Genomic DNA, 25,459 nt, shown 5'->3' with positions numbered 1-25,459 from the left:
ATCCGGATAAAACTCGAGTCAATACTATCCGGGTAAAATTACCGATGCCTGCCTTGGGTGGCCGGCTGATCCGCAATGGCAGGCGGACCGCCTCACCTGAACAGCAGCACCGACATCTGGCCCGACCGGATCATCTGCGTCGTGGTGCTGCCCACCAGCATGTTGCGAAGAGGGCTGTGGCCATAGGCGCCCATCACGAACATATCGATCGCGCGCTCTCTTGCCAGCTGCTGCAGCACGCCATCGGGCGCGCCCTCGCGCTGGATCGCCTTGACCCCGGTGCGCCCGGTGAACTGGGTCTGGGCCCAGTCGATATGCGCCGCGTTCCTGTCTGTATATCCGCCGACCAGCACGATATCGATATCCAGCCCGCCAAACAGCGGCGAGGTGGAGACGTATTCGAGCGCCTTGCGGCTTGATGGGCCGCCGTCAAAGGCGATGGCGATGCGCTGCGGCTGCTTAAAGACGCGGGTCGCGACCAGCACCGGCTTCTGGCTCTGACGCACCACCCGTTCCACCTTGCTGCCCAGATGACCCTTGGCGAAATTGGCCTGCGCGCCGCGCTTGCCGATGATCACGATGTCGCTGAACACCTCGCGCTCAATGATCGTCTCGACGATCCCGCCTTCGCGCTGCGTGGTCTCGACCTCAGAAATGCCCAGCGCCCGCAACTGCTCGATCGCCGCCTGCAGCAGCAGCTCCCCCTGGCGCTCGGCCAGTTGGCCCTCGGCCACCTTCAGCGAGAGGATTTCGTCGAGCAGACCTGGCTTGCTGGCCAGGTCCATGGTGTCGCCCAGCTCCTGGCGGACCTCCTCGGTGGCGTTGCGCTGGATGACATGGAGCAGCTCCACCGTGGCACCGAGCCGCTGGGCAGCCCAGGCAGCGTGCTCACACACGGTCTGCGAATAATGCGATACATCCAGACAAGCCAGAAGGCGCTTCATGTCTCTCTCCCGTTAGGTGCTTTGCCGTTATCGGCCAGCCCTGCGACTATGGGCCATGCGTCGTTGCGGCGTCATGGCCCGCCTGTTGTACAACGTTCAGGTTCGCGTGATGGTTTCAGCTTGCCTCAGGTTACCTTGGTTTTGGCCATGTATTCGCTGCGCTGCCAGCGGCCATCGTCCATGATCGCGGCCAGCCGGTCAACCGCATGCCAGATGTCGGCAAAGCCCAGATAGAGCGGGGTCAGCCCAAGCCGCAGCACATCGGGGGTGCGAAAATCGCCGATCACGCCCGCCTCGATCAGCGCGCGGTTGATCGGCCAGGCATGAGGATGGGAAAAGCTCGCATGGCTGCCGCGCAGATCCGCGCGCGGCGGCGTGATCGGCGCCAGATCGGGGCAGCGCGCGGCCATCAGCTGCGCAAGGAAATCGAACAGCGCCTGCGACTTGTGCCACAGCGCCGCGTCATCGGCCTCGACCATCAGATCGACCCCGCCTTCCAGCGCGAGCAGCGACAGCATCGGCGGCGTTCCGGCAAGGAACCGTTCGATGCCGGGCGCAGGCGTGTAGCCATCGGTCATCGCGAAGGGCTCGGCGTGCCCCATCCAGCCCTGGATCGGTGAACCCAGAAACTCCAGCGCCTCGCCCGCGACGTACAAGAACCCCGGCGCGCCCGGGCCGCCATTGAGATACTTGTAGCCGCAGCCCACCGCAAAGCGCGCGGCATCGCCGCCCATGTCGAGTGGAACCGCACCGACCGAGTGCGACAAATCCCAGATCAGCGGCACATTGTGCGCATCGGCCAGCGCCTGCACGCCCGCCATGTCGAAGCGCTCGCCGGTCTTGTAATGGACATGGGTCAGCACGATCAGCGCGGTGTCTGGCCCGATGCGATCGGCGATCTGCTCGCGCGGCACTGCGTCCAGGCTCAACCCATGCTGCCTTGCGACCCCTGCCGCGACATGCAGATCGGTCGGGAAATTGCCGCTTTCGGTGAGGATCGTCCTGCCCTGTCCGGGGTGCGAGGCGAGCAGTGCGAGCATCAGCTTGTAGAGGTTCACCGTCACCGAATCGCACACCACCACCTCACCGGGGGCGGCGCGGATCAGCTGGGCGATCTTGTCGCCGATGCGGCGCGGCGCGCCGATCCAGTCGGCATCGTTCCAGCTGCGGATCAGCCCCTCGCCCCATTGGCGTTCGGTGGCATCGCGCATCAGGGCCGCCGTCGACTTGGGCAACGCGCCCAGCGAATTGCCGTCGAGATACATCACGCCTTGCGGCAGCGTGAACCGGTCGCGCCACGCCCGCAACGGGTCGGCGGCATCACGGGCCTGGGCTTCGGAAAGCGAGGGGTATTCAGTGCTCATCATTGTCCCAACAGTTGCTTGATCCGCGCCTTTTGCGCAGCCCAGCTGCGGCTGCTCGGCGCGATCAGTTCGACATGGCCTTCGGGCCCATGGATCTGCGTTTCCACCTCCACGCCGCGCTTTGCCATGTCGGCAGCATAGCTTTGCGCGTACTCGGGCGGCGCGATACGGTCCTTGTCGGTGTGAAACTGGATCTGCCGAGCCTTGCTCACCGGCATTTCCGGCGGCGAGGTCAGCGCGAACGCATCGCCCGCCATCTTCGTCGGAGCATCGGTGCCGCAGGCATGGCCCTCGCGCTTCATCGCGGCGCGCAGATCGGCGATCCCCGCCTGGCTGATTGCCGCGTCGATGCGCAGCGGCGTGCTCCCACGCAGCGGTTCGTTCGCAGGCAGCGCCTGACGCGCCGCCAGCCACAGCGCCAGATGGCCGCCCGCCGAATGGCCGATGGCGACCGTGTTCGTAAGGTCGAGGTTCAGCGCCTTGGCCTGGCCGGCGAGCAGATCCGCCGCCGCGCCGACATCCTGATAGGTGCCGGGATAGCCGCCGCCCCGGTCGATCCCGCGATATTCGATGTTCCACACCGCGATGCCCTCCCTGCGCAGGTCATCGGCGATGTAGTTCATGATGTCGCGGGTTGCGATTTCGGTCTGCCAGCAGCCGCCGTGGATCATCACCACGACAGGATGCGGCCCTTTGTCCTTGGGCAGCCAGACATCGACCAGCTGTAGCGGGTCGGCGCCATAAGTGAGCGTGCGGTCGGCCGCCGGACGCGGCTGGTCGAGCAGATCGGGCCATTGCATGATCGGCTTGTCTTCGCCCGCTCCGGTCAGCATGGCCGCCACCGACGTGCCATCGGCGAGCCTGATGCCGAGCAGCACCAGCGCCAGCGCGATAGCCCCCCATTTGATCGTCTGCACACCGCTTCCTCTCCGGTCGTTGTTCTGCCTGGCACCCATGCCCGCTCAGGCCGAGCCGAGGTGGTCGGCTGGGCAATGCCCGCCTCAATAATCCTTCGATATCCGCACATTGGCGCTTTGGCGACCGATAGTCGAGATCGACGACAGCAAGGACAGCCAGCGCGTGATCTGGAACTCCACCTGCGTCGCCGAATAGCCGCGCCCATCGGTGACGATCTCGACATAGGTGTTGCGGGTGATGTACTTGCCCGCCGCGATGCTGGTGCCCTGCCCCAGCGTCTGGTTGCCCTCGACGATGCGCAGCCGGTCGAGCCCGATCGCCCCGCGCAGCGCGTTGATCGGGTCGAGCCCGCCGCCACCGCGCAGCGAGGCCAGGGCTGCGGCCAGCTGCACCGCTTCCGGCGCGGAGATATCGGTGATCGACGACCCGAACAGCAGCCGCGCGAGCAGTTCGTCCTCGGGCAGCGCGGGCGTGCTGGTGAAGCTGATCTCCGGCGCCAGACCCGTGCCGCGGACGTTGATCGTGGCGTTGAGATCGGTGAGATTGGCCGAGGCTGCGATGTCGAGCGAGGGATTGGGCGGGGTTTCGCCGCGGAAATTTATCCGCCCGCGCACCAGATCAAACTCGCGCCCGGCAAACTCATATTCGCCGCGCACCAGATCGGCCTGGCCGGTGATCCGCGGCGCATCGATCGTTCCGGTGAGCGTGACATTGGCGCCCCATTCGCTGTTGAGCCCGAGCCCGGTGACGGTGAACTGGTTGGTCGCGCGTGCCTTGACATCGTAGCGCCAGATCGCGGGGCGCTGGCGGCGCGGTGCCTCGTCGGCGCGGCGGTTGATCTCGCGCACGTTGATCACTGGCAGCGCCTGCGCCGCGTTGAACTGGCCGAGGCGGAAGCGGCCGCGGTTGAGCACGACATCGCCGCCAAGCGTTCCCGATGTGCCGCTCGACGAGATGGTGAGCGGCCCGGTGACGGTCGCGCCGAAATCATCGCGGTTTACCAATTGCGCGTTCTTCGCATTGGCCCGCATCTCGACTGCAACGCCCTGCGAGGGCGAGGCGAACAGCCCGCCATAATCGACATAGCCCGATCCCGATATCGTGCCGTTAGGCCCCGCCTTGCCGCTGAAGCTGGAGAAGGTCAGCCGCGACCCGTTGAACTGCCCGCGCGAGGCGATGTCGGTGATCACCGTGCCAGCGACGCCGCTTTCCAGCCGCGCGGTGCGCGTCGCAAGCACGCCGTTTATCCGCGGATCGAGCAGGCTGCCCGCAAGGTCGGCAGCCACGCCGACCTGGCCGGTGACATCGAACGCCTCGATCCCCAGCAGCCGCCACAGCGAATCTGCCGGGCCGTTGAAGCGCAATTGCCCCGCAAGCGTGCCGCGCTGCAGCCGCCCGAACAGATCGAACCCGGCGGGCAAGCCGCTGATCCGCGCCTGCGCGCGGCCCACGGTCTTGTCCTGCTCGGCAATCACCGCGCGCATCGCGAGGGCATCGGCGGTCAGCGCCAGATTGGCCGAGATATCGACCGGGCGCGAATTGGCGATCAGTCCGGTGCGGGTGATGTTGTCGAGCTTGAGGCTGGCCTTGCCGGTCGGCACTCCGCCTTCGGCTTGGCGATAATTGAGCGTGCCCGAGGCATTGCCGCCGAAGCCGAGCTCGCGAACCGCGACATCGAACAGCGCCATCGGCACCGTGTTGAACTGCGCGGTGACATCGGTCAGCCCGCCGCCTATGCGGCCCTGCGCGCCGATCCGTCCGCGTCCGACGCGCAGCACCGCCGGTGCCAGCCGCCAGCCGCCATCGTCGAGCTTGCTTAGCCGCGCCGGGCGCATCAGACGCAGCCGCCGGTTGCCATATTGGCCGTTGCCCGCGATCACCAGGGCATCGCGGGCTACTTGAACGCTCGTCTGCAGATCGAAGTTGCTGCCGCGCTTGCCCGTCATCGAGGCAGTGACCTTGCCTTCGCCGTTCACCAGATTGGCATTCGCCGCCAGCCGCCCGATGAACAGCGGACCGCGTCCGATGCCCTGCGCACGGATCGAACCGGTGACCGTGTTACGGCCCTCGGCGATCAGCGCGTCGATCTCGACCGAACCCCGGTTGATGGTGATCGGCACATCGCCGTCGAACCGTGCATTGGCGAGATCGAGCAGCGCCTTGACTCCCTGCCCCTGCGCGCGCGGATCGAGCGTGACATTGCCGGTGATACCTCCCCCGGACACGGTGAGCGTACCCCCGATCCCGGCGCGGGTCGCGAAGATATCCCCCGCAAACAGCGCCTGCGACACGGTGAAACGCTCGATCTCGATCAGGGTGCGCCCGGCCTCGCGCGCGTAGATCCGCGTTGCGCCTTCGAGCGGACCCAGCGTCGACTGGCCGGTCACATCGACCGAAAAGCCATCGGGCACGGTGCCCAGCGCGAGCCGCAGTTCGCGCACCCCCAGCGCCGGCAGCGGCTCGTCGAGCGTAAGCACCGCGCGGGTGTCTCCCCGGATCGAATCCGCGCTGAAATCGAGCGGGCCGTAATCGCGGTGACGTCCGCTGGCGCGCAGCACGATGCGGCCATCGCTTTCTACCCGTCCGCCGCCCTGCAGCGCGAGCTTCTCTGCCGCAAGGCTGGCATCACGCAGCACGAGGGGCTGGCCCGCGCCGTAGCTGAACTTGGCTGCAAAGCGCGGAGCAGGGCCGATCAGCGTCACTACCGTCTCGTTGACCACACGGCGCATCAGCACGCGAACATCGCCCAGCATGTCCCAGCCCGCACCGCCGCCAAAGGCGAGGCGGACATTGGCATCGATATCGGCATCGCCGACATTCTCGACCCCGAAAGCGGGCAGCCGGACATCGGCGACCGCCAGATAGCGCCCGCGCTGAGCGCTGCCCGAAAGCTGGACCAGAGCGGTGAAGGCGCGGCTGGCGAGCCGGATCGGATCGCTGCTGAGTTGCCCGTCACGCATCCGCACGACACCTTCGCCAGCCAGCCCGCTGGCAAGCCTGTCGCCATAGGCATTTCCGGTGACGACGCGCGCAGCGCTGACCTTGACCGGAATGGTGAAGTCGCTGCCCGTGCGGGTCAGCGTCCCTTCCGCGCGCACCGTATCAGCGCTGAGCCCCGCCAGCGCCAGCCGGTCGGCGGTCAGCCGATAGGGCGCAGCAAGATCGGTGAACGCACCGTCAAGCGTGATCGCGCCGCGCAGGTTGCGCGCCTCCAGCCCGGGAGCGAGCAGCTGCGGCCGTGTCAGCAGCGCCACGAGTTCGAGCCCGTCGAAGCGGTTTTCGCCCAGATCGATCGCCCCTTCGGCGTTGAGCGTGCCAGCCTGCGCCGCGAGCGCCAGCGTGCCCGAAAGCACCCGGGCATCGAGCGTGCCATTCGCCGACAGGCCCACCGCCGGACCCAGCGCGCGTGCCATCTGCGTGCCGATCAGCGGCGCGGGACGGACATAGCCTGTCATCCGCACATTGCCCTCGCGCTGGTTGATGTCGATCGCGGCGAGTTCGCCGGGGCCCAATGTTGAAGCGAGCTTGCCCTGCCAGAAATCCCAGTCGCCGCGGCCCTTGATGGAGGCGGTCATATCCTGGTTCATCCCGGCGATCGCAGCGATCGCGCCGTTGGCTGGCGCGGTGACATCGGCATCGATCATCAGCCGGTTCTGGTCGGGCATTGCATCGAGAGTGACCGCCAGCCGGTCGGTGCCGTCGGTCAGCGCCGCACGCGCATCGACCAGCACCCGGCCCGAGCGGATATCGACCTTGCCCGCGATGTTTCCGACCCGGCGCGCACCGGCGATGCCTTGCCGGATGACAAAGCCATCGGCGCGCAGCCGATCGATGCGGATATCGAATGCCGGCAGCAGCGGATCGTCGGGATCGCCGGGGTTGAGCACGGGCAGGCTGCGCAGTTCGCCGCGCCGGATGACGAGATCGCGGATGTCCAGCCGGTTGGCGAGGAAGCGCAGCGGCCGCCAGTCGAGATCGACGGTCGAGGCGGTAAGGAACACGCGTTTGGTATCGTACACCTCGACCCCGCGCAGCACCGCCTTGCCATAGATCGACCCATCGATCCGCGCGACGCGCAGCTTGAGCCCGGACTTGAGCTGATAGCCCGCCAGCTGCTCCGCAATGAATCGGCGCCCCGGCCCGGTATCGAGCGCGAGCACCAGCGCCCCGATCGCGACCGCCAGCCCAAGCACGGTGAGCAAAAGCCCGCGCACCCAGCGCACCGGCCTGCGCGGTGTGGGCGCATCCACGGCGTCGGGCGGGGTGATCGGCTCCTCTGCCATCAGAACGCCTGCCCCAGCGAGATATAGACGCCGATCCGGCTGTCGCCCGTCTGGCGGTTGAGCGGCGTTGCGACATCTATGCGCAGCGGACCGAAGCTGCTGTAATAGCGCACGCCGATGCCCGCCCCATAGCGCAGCCCGCTGAAATCGGGGACGCTGTTGGCGTAGACATTGCCCGCATCGAAGAACGGCACCACGCCGAAATCGCCGAACCGCACCCGCGCCTCGAGCGAGAACTCGGCAAGGCCGTTGCCCCCGATGGGATCGTCATTGCCATCGCGCGGGCCGATCCGCTGGAAGCCAAAGCCGCGCACCGATCCGCCGCCGCCCGCATAGAAGCGCCGCGAGGGCGCGATGTCGAAACGGTCGGCTCCAAAGGTGCTGCCCAGCCGCACCCGGCCCGCCATCACGATCCTGTCCGACACCGGCTGGTAATAGCTGCCGTCGAGCTGAATCCGCACATAGCCCTGGCTGCCCGATTGCAGCGAATATTCGGGCGACACGCGCCCGCCTAGCCGGAAACCCTTGCCCGGATCGAGCAGATCGTCGCTGCCGTCATAGGTCAAGGATGTCGGCAGCGCGGCGATGAAGAAAGTCCGGCGGCTGCCGCCGACGATGCGCGAGCGGCCATCGCGTTCATCGGTCAGCACCAGCTCGCCCCCCACTGACCAGGTCCATTTCTTCTGGAAGATCAGGTTGGTCTGCCGTTCGAGCGAGGCCGAGACGAGGAAGGTGCGCGCCTCGAAGGCATCGCGGTTGATGTTGCTCGCCAGCACCTGCGCGGTCAGCACGCGGTCGCGGGTCATGAAGTTGTTGCGGCGATAGACCAGGTTGATCAGCTGTTCCTGCGTGCCGCCCACCGCGCGGGCGCGCACCAGGCCTTCGGGCGGGAAGAAGTTGCGATGCTCCCAGCTGACCTCGGCGCGATAGCCTTCCCCCGTGCCATAGCCGACCGCACCCGCAATGGTACGCAGCGGCGCTGCCACGGTATCGACCGCGATGTCGACGGTGCCGGGCTCGGTCCCGGCAGGCGGGGTCGCGGCTACGGGGGTCAGCGTGATCGTAGAGATGAGCCCGGTTGCCAGGATCGCGCGGCGCAGATCGTCGACATCGGAGGCCTGGAAGATATCGCCGCGGTCGAAGCGCGCGATCCGCTGAAGATGGCGTGATCCGAACAGGTCATCATCGTCGGTGACGATGCCGCCAAAGCGATATTGCCCGCCGGGCTTGACCGCCAGGGTCAGCGCGCCGCTGCGCTGGTCGTGGTCGACCAGCAGATCGGGCTCGCCGGTTTCGGCAAAGGGAAAGCCCGTTTCGAGCAACCCGGTCAGCAGCGCCAGCCGTCCTGCGACGATGGTGTCGGAATTGGCGGGGTCCCCCACCTTCATGCCGAAGGCTGCGCGCATCGCGGGCACATCGACGCCAACAGCATCGAGCCCCGCCAGATCGATCGCGCTCAGCGTATAGAGCGGCCCTGCGGTGATATCGAAGGTCAGCGCGACCCTCTCCTGCCCCTCGATCCGCGCGACCGAATTGCGGACATCGGCATCGTAAAAGCCATAGACATGGAGCATGGTGTCGAGCAGATCGCGGTCGTCGCGCGCGCGCCGATTGACTTGCGCCAGGTTGGCGTCGTCGTCCGCCAGCCGTTCGAGCGTCGAGAGCGCGCGGAAACGGCTGGTGAACGCACCCTGGTCGAGCGCCTTCAGATCCTCGGACGGCACGAAGTTGACCACCACCTGATAGCGCACATCGCCATCGTCGATCTCGCGCAGCGCCTGCCGTTCTGCGCGGCGCTGCTCGCGCTCTGCCTGGCGCTCGGCGCGGCGGTCGGCGGCAGAATCCGCGCCATCGCCTGGGGCATCTGCCAAGTCTTCTGCAGCCGGCAGCGCCGATGCCACAAGGCCATCGCGGACATCGTCGGCACCGGTCGCGACGCTGTCGGGATTGGCGCTGTCGGATGCATCGGCGGCCTGGGTTTCTGAAGGCAGCGTGTCTTCCACCGCAAATTCGCCCGGCCAGGGCGGCACATCGCCGCCATCGGGCCATTCGACCTCCATGCCGGGAAGCTGGTCCAGCGGCGCGAGCGGATCGATCCCCAGCGGGTCATCGAGCTGCGGCGGCGGGGCTGGCAGATCGGGCGCGGCGGCTTCCGCAGCGACGGCGGCGGGGTCGGCGGCTGCGGCCTGTGCGCGCGCGGATTGCGGCATCGCGGTGCCGGCGGCCAGCAAAGCCAGTGTCCAGGCCGTTGCCAGGCAAGCGCGATCAGCCAGACTCATCAACCCTAATTGCTTTCAACGCGTACGGGCTTGATCCCGAGGCCGCCCGAAACGTCTAGACCTCGCCCGCGTCGCGTTCAAGGTCGAAGGGATGCCAGCCATCGGGACCAAGCAGCTCAAGCGGCTGATATTTGATCTTGTACTGCATGCGCGGCGAAGATTTTACCCAATAGCCCAGATACACATAGGGCAACCGCGCCCGCGCCGCGCGCTGGATGTGATCCATGATGATGTAGTTGCCAAGCCCGCGCCGGGTCGGATGCTCGGGTTCGTAGAAGCTGTAGATCATCGACAGCCCATCGCCCTGCTGATCGGTGAGGCACGCGCCGACGAGCTTGCCCGCGCTGCCATCGGGGTTGGGCTCGCGATATTCGATGACATAGCTGCGCACGGGCGAATGCTCGACCATGTCGGCATAGTCCATGTCATCCATCTCGGACATGCCGCCGCCGGGGTGGCGCGCCTTGAGATAGCGGCGCAGCAGATCGTACTGCTCCTGCGTCGACCAGGGACGACAGGCGGAGACGATGAGATCGCGATTGCGCTTGAGCAGCTTGCGCTGGCCGGGGCTGGGCACGAACTTTTCCGCCACCACCCGCACCGAAACGCAAGCGCGGCAATCGAGACAGCTGGGGCGATAGGCGACGTTCTGACTGCGGCGAAAGCCGATGCGGCTCAGCGCATCGTTGAGCTCGTCGGCATGCGGGCCGTTGAGCTCGGTGAACACCTTGCGCTCGCTCTTGCCCGGCAGATAGGGGCACGGACCGGGGTTGGTGACGAAGAATCGGGGGAAGCGTGCCGGTGCGCTCACGTGTGGAACGATCCTTGTTTCTGGTTGCCTGTCGTACGGGAAAGTGACCCGAGCCCGGTATGATCGATAACCCGGGGCACCGCCAAGCCGGTTAACCAACTTTCATGGTTAAGCCACGCCAAGTCGAGTCAATTTGGCGGCAGACTGCGCTGCGCTGTGGATAAAGAAAGGATTCATGCTGAATCCTTGGGGGTGTGCTTCGGCCTTTTCGCTCGCCGGAGCAGCATTGCGACGATCATTTTCTGCATTATTTCAGGCCCACCCCGGCCTTCGGCCACCGCTCCCGCAAGCGGTAGGGGAGAGAGCTTGCGCCAACCCTCTCCCCTACCGCTTGCGGGAGGGGCAGGATCAGCTTGCTGATCCGGGGTGGGCCTGAAATTCAGAGCCTCTCGCCCAAGGCCGCGTCGAGCTCCTGCAACACGCCATCAAGATGATCGCGGACGTCCTCGTTAAGAAATCGCAGAACCCGGTAGCCTTGGTTCCGAAGAAACGCTTCGCGACGTTCGTCATACGCCCCGGTTAAGTCATGCGAGTCACCGTCCACCTCAATCACCAGCTTTGCGTCCCGGCACACGAAATCGCTGAAATATGGACCGATCGGGATCTGGCGGGAAAACTTGAAGCCCAGCCGCTGCCGTTTATTTAGGTAGAGCCACAGCCGCTTCTCCAACAGCATGGCTTCGTGCCGGAGACTGCGGGCTCGCAAGGTGTTGCGGGGAGTGAAACTAGGCATCGTGACAATGACCTCCGACACTTTTCAGGCCCACCCCGGCCTTCGCCCACCCCTCCCGCAAGCGGGAGGGGAGAAGATTGGCGCTTCCCCTCTCCCCTACCGCTTGCGGAAGGGGCGGGCCCAGCTTGCTGGACCGGGGTGGGCTTGTCCAGAACGCAAAAGACGCCTCCTCAAGCCACCTCGACCAGACCCACATCATAGCCGCTGGCCTTCAGCGAAGTGATCAGCGCTTCGAGCTGGCCGCGATCGCGCGCTTCGCATTCGATGTCGGTGATCAGGCCCTTGGCGGGGAGGTTGGTGAAGACGCGCTGGTGGTAGATCTCGATGATATTGACCTGGTGCGCGTCGAACTGGCGCATCACCTTGAATAGCGCGCCTGGGCGGTCCTGCAACGCGATGCGCAGGCGGGCGAGGCGGCCCGATCGCGCCAGATCACGCAGCAGCACGTTGGCGAGCAGCCGCGTGTCGATGTTGCCGCCGCACAAGACGACGCCGACGGTCTGCCCGGCAAAGCGCTCGGGCTCGGCGAGCAAAGCGGCCAGCCCCGCGGCGCCTGCGCCTTCGGCCACAGTCTTTTCGATCTGCAGCAACAGGCTGACCGCGGTTTCCAATTGGGGCTCTGTCACCAGCACGATGTCGTCGGCGAGCGCACGGACGATCTCGCGCGTGAAATCGCCGGGCTGCTTGACCGCGATGCCTTCGGCGAGCGTGTCGCCCTCGCAAGGGTAATTGGTGCCCTTCACCGTGTTGTACATGCTGGGATAGAGCTGCGCCTGCACGCCGGTGAGCTTGATGCCCGGCTTGAGCGCGCGCGCTGCGGTGCCCATTCCGGAGAACAGCCCGCCGCCGCCAATCGGGATGACGAAATGATCGATCTCGGGCGCATCCTCGAGCATCTCGATCGCGACCGTTCCCTGCCCCGCCGCGATCACCGGATCGTCGAACGGATGGACGAAGGTCAGCCCCTCGGTCACCTCGAGCTCGCGGGCGTGCGCATAGGCGTCGTCGTATTTCTCGCCGAACAGGATGACCTTGCCGCCGTTCGCCTCGGTCTGCTGCACCTTGATGGTGGGCGTGGTCTTGGGCATCACGATGGTGACCGGAACGCCCAGTCGGGTGCCGTGCCAGGCCAGACCCTGCGCGTGGTTGCCGGCAGAGGCCGCGATCACGCCCTTGGCCTTGGCCTCTTCGGTCATCTGGGAGAGGAAATTGAGCGCGCCGCGTTCCTTGTACGCCGCGGTGAACTGCAGGTTCTCGAACTTGAGATAGACCGTCGCCCCGGTAATCGCCGACAAGGTCCTGCTGACAAGCGTGGGGGTACGGACGATCGATCCGGCGATCCGCTGGTGCGCGGCGCGGATGGTCTCGAGGGTGAGCTGGGCGGTGGGGCTGGTCATGTCGGCTGCGGCACCTAACCGATATGGCGCGGATTGAAAACATCCGTTAAGGCACCGCCATGGCAAATATAGCATTTATCGGCATCGGTGTGATGGGCGGCCCCATGGCCCGCCATCTGGGCAACAATGGACACTCTCTGGCGCTGTACAATCGCAGCCCGGCCAAGGTGCAAGGCTGGCTCGAGGCCAATCCGCATCTGGCTGGCAAGGTGCGGATCTCGGCAACCCCGGCAGAGGCTGCCGAGGGCATGGACGCGGTCATCACCTGTGTCGGCAATGACGATGACCTAGCGCAGGTGATCATGGGCCGCCAGGGCGCGTTCAACACGCTGCCCAAGGGCGCGGTGTTCATCGATCACACCACGGTATCGGCCACCATCGCCCGGCAGATTTCGGTAGAGGGCCGCGCCAAAGGCATCCTGTGCGTCGATGGTCCGGTCACCGGCGGGCAGGCGGGCGCCGAAAACGGCACGCTGGCGATCATGTGCGGCGGCAAGAAGGACGCGGTCGATGCCGCACGGCCGATCATCAAGAGCTATGCCACCCGCATCGTCCATGTCGGCGGCCCCGGCGACGGCCAGACCACCAAGATGGTCAACCAGATCTGCATTGCCGGCGTGCTGGGCGGATTGAGCGAGGCGATGCGCTTTGCGCAGGCGAGCCGGCTCGATCTCGACAAGGTCTTCTCCGCTATTTCGGGCGGCGCGGCGCAAAGCTGGCAGATGGACAACCGCTGGAAGACGATGTCGGAAGACAGCTTCGATTTCGGCTTTGCCATCGACTGGATGCGCAAGGACCTTGGCCTCGCGCTCGACGAGGCGCGCAACAACGGCGCGTCGCTGCCGGTGGCGGCGCTGCTCGACCAGTTCTTCGCCGAAGCCCAGCATCTCGGCGCCGGGCGTCAGGATACCAGCGCCCTCGTTCGCAGGCTGCCGCGCAAGTGATCGCCCGGACCCTTCCGCGCGTCCTCGGGCTCGCCGCCGCATTGCTCGCCAGTGCCTCTGTTCCTGCGCTTGCCGATGGGCTGATCGAAAACGTCAACGGCATGACGCTCGACGCCAAGGGCAAGGTGGTCAACTTTACCGGGCTGGTCATCGACGATGACGGCAAGGTGAAGGCCCTGCTCGAGCGCCGCGACAAGCGCCCCGAAAAGCTCGACTACAAGCTCGACGGCGAAGGCCGCACTTTGATGCCGGGCATCATCGATGCGCACGGCCATGTCATGGGGCTGGGCTTTTCGCTGCTGACGCTCGACCTGTCGGGCACGCGCTCGCTTGAAGAGGCGCTGGGGCTGATCAAGGCCTATGCCGACGAGAACCCGTCGCGCCCATGGATCATCGGACGCGGCTGGAACCAGGAAAAATGGGGCCTTGGCCGCTTCCCCACCGCGGCCGACCTCGACACCGTCGTGCCCGACCGCCCTGTGTGGCTCGAGCGGGTCGATGGTCATGCCGGCTGGGCCAACAGCGCCGCGATGAGGACAGCGGGCGTCAAGCCCGACGTCAAGGATCCGCCGGGAGGCCGCGTCGAGCGGATCGGTGGCAAGCCTGCGGGCGTGTTCGTCGATGCCGCCGAGAGCCTTGTTTCCAAATCGGTACCACCGCCGCGCGCGGTCGATCGCGATGCGGCGCTGATCGCGGCGCAGGACCATCTGCTGGCGCTGGGCATCACCGGCATCGCGGACATGGGCACCACCATCGACGACTGGCAGGCCTATCGCCGCGCGGGTGACGAGCGGCGGCTGTATGTCCGGATCATGGCATATGCGGCCGGGATCGACGCGATGGTCGCGATCGGCGGCCCGCGCCCGACGCCCTGGCTGTACGATGACCGGCTGCGGCTCAACGGGGTGAAGCTGTATCTCGACGGCGCGCTGGGATCGCGCGGCGCGCTGCTCAAGGCCGATTATGCCGACAAGCCCGGCGAGCGCGGCCTCGCTTTCGTCAACGACACCCAGCTGCTCAACATGATGAGCCGCGCGGCAATGGACGACTTCCAGGTCGCAGCGCATGCCATCGGCGATGGTGCCAACGCACAGGCGCTGTCCGCGATCGAGGAGCTCGCCAAGGACTACAAGGGCGACCGGCGCTGGCGGATTGAACATGCGCAGATCATTGATCCGGTCGATATTCCGCGCTTTGCCAAGAACGGTATCATCGCCTCGATGCAGCCGGTGCACCAGATATCCGATCGGACGATGGCCGAGGCGCGGCTGGGCCCTGCCCGGCTGGCCGGTGCCTATGCGTGGAAGTCTTTGGTCGATGCCAAGGTCCCGCTTGCCTTCGGATCGGACACCCCGGTGGAATCGCCCGACCCCTTTGCCGGGCTCGCAGCCGCGATCACCCGCGAGGGCGCCGACGGCCAGCCGTTCGGCGGATGGCAGCCGCAGGAACGGCTCGGACGGGTACAGGCGATCGATGCGTTCACCCGCGGCGGCGCTTATGCCGGATTTGCCGAGGACCGCTTCGGCACACTGCAGCCGGGCATGCGCGCGGACTTCATCCTGCTCGATGTCGACCCGCTGCTCAGCAGCCCGAGCGAACTGCGCAATGCCAAGGTCGTCGAAACCTGGATCGGTGGTGTCCGCCGCTTCGAAGCGCGCGGCAAGAAGTGAACGGCTTTTTGCGCAGCATTAACCATCCGGAAAGCATTCGTTGCGCGCGTGCAACAGCTTGCCATAAAAGCCTTTTTGCGGCGGACCGAGCATGGATTCCACCTTGCATGGCGGGAACTTTCGCCCTAGTTGGGCATTGAGCGTCGGGAAGAGCTCGTAAAACACTCTTTTCGAAACGGGTTGCAATCCCTGTTCTCTCAATGGGTTAGGGAACCAAACTAAAGACGTGACGGAGGCTATAATGAAGAATCGTATTGCTGCAGCTACTCTTGCTGCACTTGCCATCGCCGCGACGCCGGTACTGGCACAGGCTGGCGCACAGCGCGTTTCGGCTACCTCGACTGAGGATAGCGAAGCTGCTGGCGGCACCGGCATCATCATCGGTATCGTGGCTGCTGCAGCCGTGATCGGTGGTATCGTGATCGCTGCCGATCAGGACAGCGACACCCCGACCAGCCCCTGATTTCGATCAGACTGGTTGGATCGCACTGATCCAATGAATCAGGAAAACGGGGTCTTCGGGCCCCGTTTTTTTGTGCCCGGCGCGCGCGTGCCTATCGCCTCGCTGCTACCCCATCCCTCCGGCAAACAGGCGCATCAAAAAAAATAATCTCGCGCATGTTTTTTGTTGGAACCAAAATTGGCGATCTTGGTTTTCCATTCAGGACGACAGACCAAGCCCCCCTCCAAATGTCGTCCTCACAAACATGAGCCCGGGCGCGCGATCCTCCCCCCTTCTCATCGCGCCCGGGCTTATACCCCAGCCTCCAACATCCTGCAGTTCGCTGGTCCCGCCGATGCCCCTTGCATCGCGGGCCGTTCGTGCGCACAACTGGGGCGTTCGGGTCGCGCCAACCTATCGGGATAGCCGCAGTTGCGGTGCCCGGTGCTGCGCGGGGGCAAACCATGGTTTCCGGTCCGGCTTGCTTGGCAAGCGCCCTCCCCTCACCTGTGTCGTATAGCGGTACGAACCCATGACGCCGCGCATCGCCGCTCTGGCGCTGGCTGCGCTATTGGCCATTCATCCGCCGGTGCACGCACAGTCCTCGAAGACCGACATGCCCGCGGACGAATCCGCCGCCGCCCCTGCAAAGGCCGACCCGCTGATGGAGGAAATCGAGCGGTACCGCGCGCTCGATGCCGAAGCCTATGGCGCGAACGACTATGCCCGCGCTGCCGAGGCCTCCGCTAAGGTCGTGGAGCTTGCCGAGCCTTTGGGCGATGCAAGCTTCGTCTATGCCCGCGCGCTCAACGACCATGCGCTCAACCTCATGTTCTCGCGCCGCGCCGCAGAAGCCGAGCCATTGATGCAAAAGGCGCTGGCGCTGTATCAGGCGCAGCTGGGCAGCGATCATCCCGAGGCATTGAAGGCGCGCGCCAATCTGGGCGCGGTGCTGTTCAATGCGGGCAAGGTGGAGGAGGCCGTGGACGCCTATCGCATCGCCTATGACGGCTCGCGCGAGCAGCTGGGCATGGACAATCCGGCTACGCGCGATGTCGCAGCCAATCTGATCGACCTGCTGTATCGGCTTGCCCGGCGCGACGAGGCCATCCCGGTGCAGGCGGCGCTGCTGGAGAGCATGCGGACCGAGCCCGGTGCCGATCATCCCGACACGCTGCTCGAACAGAAGACGCTCGCCAGCCTGCTGATCGAGACCGGCCAGTACGTCGCCGCACGCGACCTGCTGCGCGATGCAATGCCCCGGCTGGAGGCGGCGCTGGGCAAGACGCACCCGCTGACCACCGAATCCCTGGCGCTGCTGTCGGTCTCGTTCGAGCGCACCGGGGACTATGTGACCGCAGAACCGCTGGCGCGCGACGCGCTGGACCGGGCCCGCGCGGCGAGCAGCGCCGAGGACCCCACTACCTTCCTGTCGGCGCTGGCGCTTGGTAACATCCGGATCGCGCTGGCTCGCTTTGCCGAGGCCGAAGCGGACCTGAAACCGGTGTATGAGATATCGCTGACCAACCCCGGCGAGGCGAGCGATATCAGCCTCGCGCTCGCCCGCGGGCTTGCCACCGCCTATCTCAACACCGGCCAGTTCCGCGAAGGCATAGCGCTGATGAAGCGTGTAGATGGCGTCGCGCGGCAGCATTATCCGCCCACCAGCACCTTCCGCCATGTCATCCAGGGCACGCTCGTGGCGCTGCTGGTTTCGGCAGGCAGCTATAGCGAGGCCGAACCGCTCAGCGCCGCGCTGCTCGACACCGTCCGCGAAACCCGGGGGCAGAACAACCGCGATGCGCTCAATGTCGCGACCAACCATGCGATGCTGCTCACCAACCTGGGCCGCTATGCCGAGGCCGAGGCGCTGTACGAACAATCCTCGCCCGTGCTGGCGGGCCTGCTCGGGAGCGAACACCAAGAGGTTCTGGCGCTGCGCAACAATCTGGCGCTGGTCCACATCTATCAGGGCCGCTTTGTCGAGGCGGAGGCCAATCTGCTCGAGACCCAGGCGATCGCGCTGGAGCGTTATGGCCGCCGGCATCCCACCTGGCAGGGCGCAGCGGCCAATCTGGCGCTGCTGCTGGTCCAGCAGCGGCGCTTTGCGGAGGCCGAAGCGGTGTACGAGGCAGCGCTGGCAGAGCTTACCGAGGTGCTGGGCCCCGACCATGCCTCGGTGCTGCAGACCCGCGCCAACATCGCGGACATGAAGCTGCAGCAGCGCGATTTCGCCGCAACCGAGCAAATCCTGGAATCGGTGCTGGAGCTGGGATCTAAGCAATCCTCGGGTCAGAGCCAGCTGCTGACCATCGCGCGCACCAACCTGGGGATCGCCCAGCTGCTGCTCGGCAAGAGCGCACAGGCGGAGGCCAATCTGCGCCAGGTGGTGGACCTTCCGTTCGAGACGCTGCCGCGCGATCACCCGATCCGCTTTGCCGCGCAGTCGCGGCTGGCGCTGGTGCACGTCAACCGCGACGAATTCGCCACGGCCGATGCGATCTACACCGATCTCGCGCAAAGCCAGATTGCGACCTTCGGCCTGCCTCATCCCAACAGTCTCGACACGCTTTCCATTCTGGTCCGGGCGCGGATCGCCAACACCGCGGCGGGGGTCGACCGGCTGGCCCCAGCGCGAATGCTGCTCCAAGGTCTCAGGCAGCGCATCGGATCGGGCGATGCCGATCTGCGCAGCGAAGCCCAGAGCACGCGCGAGCGCAGCAATCTGGTCGATTATTACAGCAAGGCGGCCGATGCGATGTGGCTGGCGCGCGAACAGGACCTGGCCACCGTTCGCAACGAGGCCTTCGTGGCGTTGCAGGGCGCGATCGCCGGCGGCGCCAATGATGCCATCGCGCGGATGGCGGCGCGCGGGCTTGCCGACAGCATCGATCCCGCGCTGGGCGATCTGGTGCGCGAGCGCGAGACGCTGAGTACCGCCTGGTCCGAAAACGCGCGCAAGTACAACGAGGCGCTGGGCAACACCGCGCCGGGCAACGCCGAGGTTCGCGCCAACCTGACCGCCAGCCGCACGGCGATGGCCGATCGCATCGCCGCGATCGACCAGCGGCTGCGCTCGGAGTTCCCGCAATATTTCGCACTCGTCCGCCCCGAACCGCTGGCCCAGCCCGAGGCAGAGGCGCTGCTCGCGCCCGACGAGGCGGCGCTGCTGATCGTGCCCAGCGATGCCGGAACGCATGTCTTTGCGGTGACATCCACCGCGACGGTGTGGCATCGCGCCGAGCAGGACGATGAGGCGATCGCCGCGTCGGTCAAGCGGCTGTTGTGGGATGTCGGAGCCAACATCCAGGTCGATGCGATCGAGGATGCCGAATGGTCCAACCAGGGCGAAGGCGCCTATCCGTTCGATCGCGGCACCGCCTTTGCGCTGTATCAGCAGCTGATCGCGCCAGTGGCCGACACGATCAGCGGCAAGCGCCATGTGTTCATCGCGGCGGCAGGCGCGCTGTCGTCGCTGCCCTTCGGCATGCTGGTGACGCAAAAACCCGAGGGCGCAGACGGCGATCCCGCCGGCCTGCGCGGCACGCGGTGGTTTGCAGACAGCCATGCGCTGATCCAGATTCCCTCGCTGCAATCGCTCAAGTTCCTGCGCGACCGGCTGGCGTCATCGCCGACCAAGGGCGGTGCCGCCCGCCAGCCGTTCCTTGGCTTTGGCGATCCGGTGCTGGAGGGCGAGGTCGCGATCCGCGGCGGCGGCGGGCGCGGCGTGTTCGTCAAGGGTCAGGGCCGCGATCCCCGGCGCGCCCGGCCGCAGGGGCTGGCGGCAGCAGAGGCGTTTGCGCCGGGCACCACGCGGTCGGGCGGCGGCGTGGTCAACATCGCAGCGCTCCGGCAGATGGCGCGGCTTCCAGGCACCGCGATCGAGCTCGCGGCGATGCGCACCGCTCTGGGCGCGAGCCCGGCCAGCGTACTGACCGGCGCACAGGCGACCGAGGCCAATGTCCGCAAGGCGAGGCTCTCCGACGCGCGCATCCTGGCGCTGGCGACGCACGGGCTGATGGCAGGAGAGGTCGAAGGTGCAGCCGAGCCGGGGCTGGTCTTCACTCCGCCCGCATCGGCGAGCGAGGCCGATGACGGGCTGCTCACCGCGTCCGAGGTCGCTGCGCTCAAGCTTGATGCAGACTGGGTGATCCTGTCTGCCTGCAACACCGCGGCGGGCGATGGATCGCAGGGCGCACCGGGGCTGTCGGGCCTCGCCCGCGCTTTCTTCTATGCCGGCGCGCGCACCCTGCTCGCCTCGCACTGGCCGGTGCGCGATGACGTTGCGGCGAAGATGACGGTGCGCACCATCGAAATCGCGCGCGACAACCCTGCTCTCTCGCGCGCCGAAGCCTTTGCGCAGGCAATGCGCGAGATCCGCAACGACGCCAGCCAGGATTCGGACAGCGACACGCTGGCCCATCCCAATGCCTGGGCGCCGTTCACGCTCATCGGCGACGGGGCGCGGTAGACGAAAGCTTCGTGCCCGGCTAATCCCGCCGCCATGACCGCTACCCCCGCCTGGCCCCCGCGCTCCGCCCCGCGCCTGTTCGTAGACCAGCCGCTTGCGATCGGCGCATCTTTGCGCATCGAAGGCAATCAGGCGCATTATCTGGTAAACGTGATGCGGCTGGCCGAAGGCGCACCGGTCAAGCTGTTCGACGATATCAGCGGCGAATATCTGGCGCGCGTCACCGCACGCGGCAAACGCGACATCACGCTGACCTTAGAAAGCCTGTTGCGCACCCGCGAAGCCGTGCCCGATTTCTGGCTTTGCGCCGCGCCGATCAAGAAGGCACGGTTCGATTTTCTCGCCGAAAAGGCGTGCGAACTGGGCGTTGCCCGCTTTGTGCCGGTGCTGACCGACCGCGCGGTGGTCGACAAGGTCAAGGACGACCGGCTGCGCGGGACGATGATCGAGGCCGCCGAGCAATGCGAACGCACCGCATTGCCCGAAATCGCGCCGCTGACCAGGCTCGATGCGCTGCTCAAGTCCTGGCCCGAGGGCCGTCACCTGTTCTTTGCCGATGAGCGGCTGCACGAGGACGGGGGTGTTTCGTTCAGCCAGGCGCTCACCCGCCATTCCGGCCCGGCGGCGGTGCTGATCGGCCCCGAGGGCGGCTTTACCGACGCTGAAAACGCCGCGATCCGCAGCCATCCGGCCGCGGTTCCGGTATCGCTTGGCCCGCGAATCCTGCGCGCGGAGACTGCCGCGATCGCCGCCACCGCTGTGTGGATGGCATCGCAAGGCGATTGGGTCGCTTGAAAGCCCGGCTATCCTCCCCATTACACATTTAACACTAGCTTGGGTTGCAAGCCGCAACTAAAGCCAGCGACCAAAGACAATTCAGGGTTCAGGGCGCATCATGAGCACACGTACCACCACCGGGCAGGATGATCCCGTGATCACCTCGATCGCGCAGCTCGCAGAGCCGATGCGCGAAGGCGAAAAGCCCAAGGCCGATTGGCGGATCGGCACCGAGCATGAAAAGTTCGTGTTCTGCCGCAACGATCACCACGCCCCCAGCTATGACGAGCCCGGCGGCATCCACGATCTGCTGATGTCCTTGACCGAATTCGGCTGGGAACCGGTCGAGGAACGCACCCCTGCCGGCGGCACCAACGTCATCGCGATGCGCGGCCCCGATGGCACCGTGAGCCTCGAGCCTGCAGGCCAGCTAGAACTGTCGGGCGCACCGCTCGAAAACCTGCACCAGACCTGCGCCGAGACCGGACGCCACCTTGCCCAGGTCAAGGCCGTAGGCGAGAAGACCAACACCGGGTTCCTGGGGCTGGGCATGTGGCCCGACAAGACCCGCGCCGAACTGCCGATCATGCCCAAGGGCCGCTATGGCATCATGCTGAACCACATGCCGCGCGTCGGCAGCATGGGGCTCGACATGATGCTGCGCACCTGCACCATCCAGGTGAACCTCGATTATTCGAGCGAGGCCGACATGGCCAAGAAGTTCCGCGTCGGTCTGGCGCTCCAGCCGCTCGCGACCGCCTTGTTCGCCAACTCGCCGTTCACCGAAGGCAAGCCCAACGGCATGCTTTCGTACCGCAGCCACATCTGGTCTGACACCGACCCCGCGCGCACCGGCATGCTGCCATTCGTGTTCGAGGATGGCTTTGGCTATGAGCGCTATGTCGAATACATGCTCGATGTGCCGATGTACTTCGTCTTCCGCGACGGGTTGTATATCGACGCGGCGGGGCAGAGCTTCCGTGATTTCCTGAACGGCAAGCTGCCCGCCTTGCCCGGCGAGCGCCCGACGATCAGCGACTGGAACGACCACCTCTCCACCGCTTTCCCCGAAGTCCGCCTGAAGAGCTTCCTCGAGATGCGCGGCGCCGATGGCGGCCCATGGAGCAAGATCTGCGCGCTGCCCGCTCTGTGGGTCGGCCTGCTCTACGATCAGGGCGCGCTCGATGCGGCGTGGGACGTGGTCAAGAACTGGACCATCGAGGAACGCCAGACGCTGCGCGATTCGGTGCCCAAGATGGGCCTCGCTGCACCGATCGCAGGCGGCGGCAAGCTGCTCGATATCGCCGCCGAAGTCCTCGACATCGCCACCTCTGGCCTTGCCGCGCGCGCGCGCACCAACTCCAGCGGCGACAACGAAACCGGCTTCCTCGAACCACTGCGCGACACCGTTGCGCGTGGCCGCACCCCGGCCGAAGACCTGCTCGCCAAATACCACGGCGAATGGGGCGGCGACCTCAGCCGGATCTATGACGAGATGCAGTTCTGAGCGCGACCGCTGTCGCGATAATCAAGCCGTAAAGACCCCGAATAGTCACACGAATGCCACACCCGCGCAAGATTGTGCGGCGCAGCATTGGCGGTTGCTTGACCCTTCAACCCCCGCTTCGCATTCAGGCGCCGGGGGGCGGCGCGTTTGATCGAGTCGTCCCGGGACAATTTTCATCTGGACCTGCCGGAGTTCAAGCAATGCGCTTTACCGCCTTTTCGTCGCCATCCCTTGTTGCTCTGGCGGCTGCCCTGTCCGGGCTTGGTCTTGCAACTCCTGCAATGGCGCAGGAGCAGGTCGCTGAAGACCAAGATCGTGGCATCGGCGTCATCGTGGTCACCGCGCAAAAGCGCGCCGAAGATCAGCGCGACGTTCCACTGTCGATCTCGACGCTCAGCGCCGACGCGCTGGCCGCCGTTCAGGCCGGAGGCGGTGACATTCGCGGGCTGGCAGGCCGGGTCCCCAACCTGAATATCGAAAGCTCGTTCGGGCGCACTTTCCCGCGCTTCTATATCCGGGGCCTTGGCAACACCGATTTCGACCTCAACGCGTCGCAGCCGGTCAGCCTGGTCTATGACGACGTGGTGCTGGAAAACCCCATTCTCAAGGGCTTCCCGATCTTCGATCTTGATCGGATCGAAGTGCTGCGCGGACCGCAGGGCACTCTGTTCGGGCGCAACACGCCCGCTGGCATCGTCAAGTTCGACACCGTCAAGCCCGGCGAAACCGGCGGCTATGCCAAAGCCAGCATCGCGCGGTTCAACACCTTGCAGCTGGAAGGCGCCCTCGGCCTGGATCTCGGCAACGGCTTTGCGGTCCGCGCATCGGGCTTCTATCAGCACCGCGACAACTGGGTCGACAATGTCGACAATGGCCCCGGCAACGATCTGGGCGGTTACGACGATTTTGCCGGACGTCTGCAACTGCAATATGAGGATGGCCCGCTCACCGCGCGGCTGGTCGGTCAGGTCCGCATTCTCGATGGTTCGGCGATCCTGTTCCGCGCCAACGTGTTCCAGAAAGGCAGCAACGAGCTCAACGGCATCGCCGGGGCGGGCAGCGATTTCCGCCGCGACCAGATCCGCTCGGATGGCCTGAATTTCCAGGAACTCAACACCTACAACGCCGGGCTGACAGTCAATTATGACTTCGGACCGGTCACGCTGACCTCGGTTACCTCTTACTGGAACGGCAACCTCAAGAGCCGCGGCGACATCGATGGCGGCTTCGGTAACGCCTTCGCGCCCAGCCAGGGACCGGGCTTCATTCCGTTTTCCGCCCAGACTCGCGACGATGTGCCGAGCCTCGACCAGTTCACGCAGGAAATCCGGCTCGCTTCGAACAACGAAACCGGGTTGGGCTATCAGGTCGGTGGCTTCTTCTTCAACGAAAAGCTCGACATCACCACCCTCGATTACGGCGCGCCTGCCGATACCGTCGCGGCAGCCGTTGCGGTGCAGCGCCAGGTCACAGATTCCTTCGGGGTGTTCGCTTCGCTGAACTACAAGTTCGACAATGGGCTGACGCTGCAGGCGGGTGCGCGCTACAACAACGACGAACGCAAATTCGCAGCCGCAAGACCGATCGACACCCGTCCCGGTTTCCTGGGCTTTGGCGGCCCGGTGCCGACCTTGACCACCGCGGTCGATGCCGATCTGGTAACCTGGGACCTTGCCGCCATCTATGCCGTCAGCGATGCGGTCAACGTGTTCGCTCGCGCAGCGCGGGGCTATCGCGCGCCCTCGATCCAGGGACGTCTCGCGTTTGGCCGCTCACTTTCGGTCGCCGACAGCGAACGGACGATGTCGTATGAAGCCGGCATCAAGACCGTGCTGTTCGATGGCCTCGCGCGCTTCAACCTGACCGGCTATTACTACAACACCGAAGACCTCCAGCTGACAGCGGTTGGCGGCGGTGGCAATGTCACCTCTTTGCTCAACGCCGATGACGTCGAAGGCTTTGGCTTCGAAGCCGACCTTGCGGCGCGGCCTGCCGACGGGCTGGATCTCAGCATCGGCGTCGGTTTCAACGAAAATGAAATCAAGTCGCCGGGCCTCGGCGTGGCCGGCTGCGGATCGCCCTGCACCGTTCTCGACCCCGCCATTGCCGGACGTCCGGGCATCTTCTCCATCAACGGCAACCGCCTGCCGCAATCGCCAAAATGGTCGCTCAACTGGACCGCAGGCTATGCCATCCCTGTCGGCGATGGTGAGGTCTACGCGTTCACCGACTGGTATTATCGTTCTCGCATCCAGTTCTTCCTCTACGATTCGGTCGAATTCAGCGATGACAGCCTGATCGAAGGTGGTCTGCGGTTCGGCTATCGGACCGGCAACGGACGGCTCGATGTCGCAGCGTTCGTTCGCAACATCACCAACAACACCTCGGCCACCGGCGGCATCGATTTCAACAACCTCACCGCCTATGTCAACGAGCCGCGCATCTTCGGCCTCGAAGTCGGCACCCGATTCTAGATCATGAAGACGCGGCGGACACAGCCCTTGTGGCTGTGTTCCGCCGCATCAGCAGCAGGTACCAGCCGATCAGCACCGTGTTCGACAGAGCGTTGCGCCAGAAGCCGGTCGCGACCGAGAGTGCGCTGTCGACGACATACCACAACAGCAAGGCGGCGGTGATCCCGCGCCACAGCGCCAGTGCCTGCGCGGCGGGCATGTCGCCGGTGCCGCGCACCACCGCGAGCACGGTCGCGCCCCAGCCCAGGGTCACCGCGCCCATTAGCGCCAGGCTGAAGCGCAGCGCCGGATCCCAGGTCACTGGTCCCGGGCCATCGAGAATATCGAACAGGATGTTGGCCACCTGACCTGTGGCTTCGAAGGCGCCGCTCATCAGCACCAGCCCAAAGACCATCACCGCGCCGCACCACAGTTGCATCTGTGCCTGCCATTTGCCGTTTATGTC

At 65.8% G+C, this 25,459-nt stretch carries 16 protein-coding genes; 7 read left to right on the top strand and 9 right to left on the bottom strand.

What is annotated here, in order from left to right; genetic code table 11:
- Window positions 1-92: 92 nt before the first annotated feature.
- The 8 genes from IP68_RS07380 to IP68_RS07345 all read right to left on the bottom strand — a co-directional run bounded on the left by IP68_RS07380 (window position 93) and on the right by IP68_RS07345 (window position 12,729).
- Window positions 93-944 carry a universal stress protein gene (locus tag IP68_RS07380; RefSeq protein ID WP_054134283.1) on the bottom strand — a complete coding sequence of 284 codons (852 nt, stop codon included), beginning with the start codon at window positions 942-944 and terminating at the stop codon, window positions 93-95.
- Window positions 945-1,069: 125 nt separating this feature from the next.
- Complete coding sequence (gene kynU, locus IP68_RS07375) at window positions 1,070-2,308, bottom strand: kynureninase (protein WP_054134282.1); 1,239 nt, start codon at window positions 2,306-2,308, stop codon at window positions 1,070-1,072.
- A complete protein-coding gene (locus IP68_RS07370; RefSeq protein WP_231683785.1) occupies window positions 2,308-3,225 on the bottom strand; it encodes a S9 family peptidase in 918 nt (305 codons plus the stop codon). The genes kynU and IP68_RS07370 overlap by 1 nt, the downstream gene beginning before the upstream one ends.
- Window positions 3,226-3,309: 84 nt before the next feature.
- On the bottom strand, window positions 3,310-7,509 hold the full coding sequence (locus IP68_RS07365) for a translocation/assembly module TamB domain-containing protein (RefSeq protein WP_054134281.1): 4,200 nt from the start codon (window positions 7,507-7,509) through the stop codon (window positions 3,310-3,312).
- Window positions 7,509-9,788, bottom strand: coding sequence for an autotransporter assembly complex family protein (locus IP68_RS07360; RefSeq protein WP_054134280.1), 2,280 nt, complete (start codon window positions 9,786-9,788; stop codon window positions 7,509-7,511). The genes IP68_RS07365 and IP68_RS07360 overlap by 1 nt, the downstream gene beginning before the upstream one ends.
- Window positions 9,789-9,843: 55 nt before the next feature.
- Window positions 9,844-10,599 (bottom strand): arginyltransferase, encoded by a 756-nt coding sequence (locus IP68_RS07355; protein WP_054134279.1) that lies wholly within the window; start codon window positions 10,597-10,599, stop codon window positions 9,844-9,846.
- 379 nt (window positions 10,600-10,978) lie between these two features.
- The gene (locus IP68_RS07350) at window positions 10,979-11,332 is read right to left on the bottom strand and encodes an endonuclease domain-containing protein (RefSeq protein WP_054134278.1); all 354 of its coding nucleotides are present in this window, start codon (window positions 11,330-11,332) and stop codon (window positions 10,979-10,981) included.
- A 170-nt stretch (window positions 11,333-11,502) separates the two neighbouring features.
- The gene (locus IP68_RS07345) at window positions 11,503-12,729 is read right to left on the bottom strand and encodes a threonine ammonia-lyase (protein ID WP_054134277.1); all 1,227 of its coding nucleotides are present in this window, start codon (window positions 12,727-12,729) and stop codon (window positions 11,503-11,505) included.
- 59 nt (window positions 12,730-12,788) lie between these two features.
- Between IP68_RS07345 and IP68_RS07340 the strand changes: the two genes are divergently transcribed.
- The 7 genes from IP68_RS07340 (at window position 12,789) to IP68_RS07310 (ending at window position 25,014) form a co-directional block, all read left to right on the top strand.
- Complete coding sequence (locus tag IP68_RS07340) at window positions 12,789-13,673, top strand: NAD(P)-dependent oxidoreductase (RefSeq protein ID WP_054134276.1); 885 nt, start codon at window positions 12,789-12,791, stop codon at window positions 13,671-13,673.
- Window positions 13,670-15,343 carry an amidohydrolase gene (locus tag IP68_RS07335; protein ID WP_054134275.1) on the top strand — a complete coding sequence of 558 codons (1,674 nt, stop codon included), beginning with the start codon at window positions 13,670-13,672 and terminating at the stop codon, window positions 15,341-15,343. Before IP68_RS07340 ends, IP68_RS07335 begins: the two co-directional genes overlap by 4 nt.
- Before the next feature lie 241 nt (window positions 15,344-15,584).
- Window positions 15,585-15,806, top strand: a complete 222-nt coding sequence (locus tag IP68_RS07330; RefSeq protein ID WP_054134274.1) for a hypothetical protein — start codon at window positions 15,585-15,587, stop codon at window positions 15,804-15,806.
- A gap of 511 nt (window positions 15,807-16,317) precedes the next feature.
- A complete protein-coding gene (locus tag IP68_RS07325) occupies window positions 16,318-20,256 on the top strand; it encodes a CHAT domain-containing protein (RefSeq protein ID WP_054134273.1) in 3,939 nt (1,312 codons plus the stop codon).
- A 33-nt stretch (window positions 20,257-20,289) separates the two neighbouring features.
- A complete protein-coding gene (locus IP68_RS07320) occupies window positions 20,290-21,051 on the top strand; it encodes a 16S rRNA (uracil(1498)-N(3))-methyltransferase (RefSeq protein WP_054134272.1) in 762 nt (253 codons plus the stop codon).
- A gap of 100 nt (window positions 21,052-21,151) precedes the next feature.
- Window positions 21,152-22,540, top strand: coding sequence for a glutamate--cysteine ligase (locus tag IP68_RS07315; RefSeq protein ID WP_054134271.1), 1,389 nt, complete (start codon window positions 21,152-21,154; stop codon window positions 22,538-22,540).
- A gap of 200 nt (window positions 22,541-22,740) precedes the next feature.
- Window positions 22,741-25,014, top strand: coding sequence for a TonB-dependent receptor (locus IP68_RS07310; protein ID WP_197275748.1), 2,274 nt, complete (start codon window positions 22,741-22,743; stop codon window positions 25,012-25,014).
- 1 nt (window position 25,015) lies between these two features.
- Here the strand turns inward: IP68_RS07310 and IP68_RS07305 are convergent, their stop codons facing one another.
- Window positions 25,016-25,432 (bottom strand): hypothetical protein, encoded by a 417-nt coding sequence (locus IP68_RS07305; protein WP_054134269.1) that lies wholly within the window; start codon window positions 25,430-25,432, stop codon window positions 25,016-25,018.
- Window positions 25,433-25,459: the final 27 nt, after the last annotated feature.

The organism is Blastomonas sp. AAP25 (assembly GCF_001295965.1).
Lineage (GTDB): Bacteria > Pseudomonadota > Alphaproteobacteria > Sphingomonadales > Sphingomonadaceae > Blastomonas > Blastomonas fulva.
Note: the sequence above shows the minus strand (reverse complement) of the source record. Positions and strands in the feature narration are given on the sequence as shown.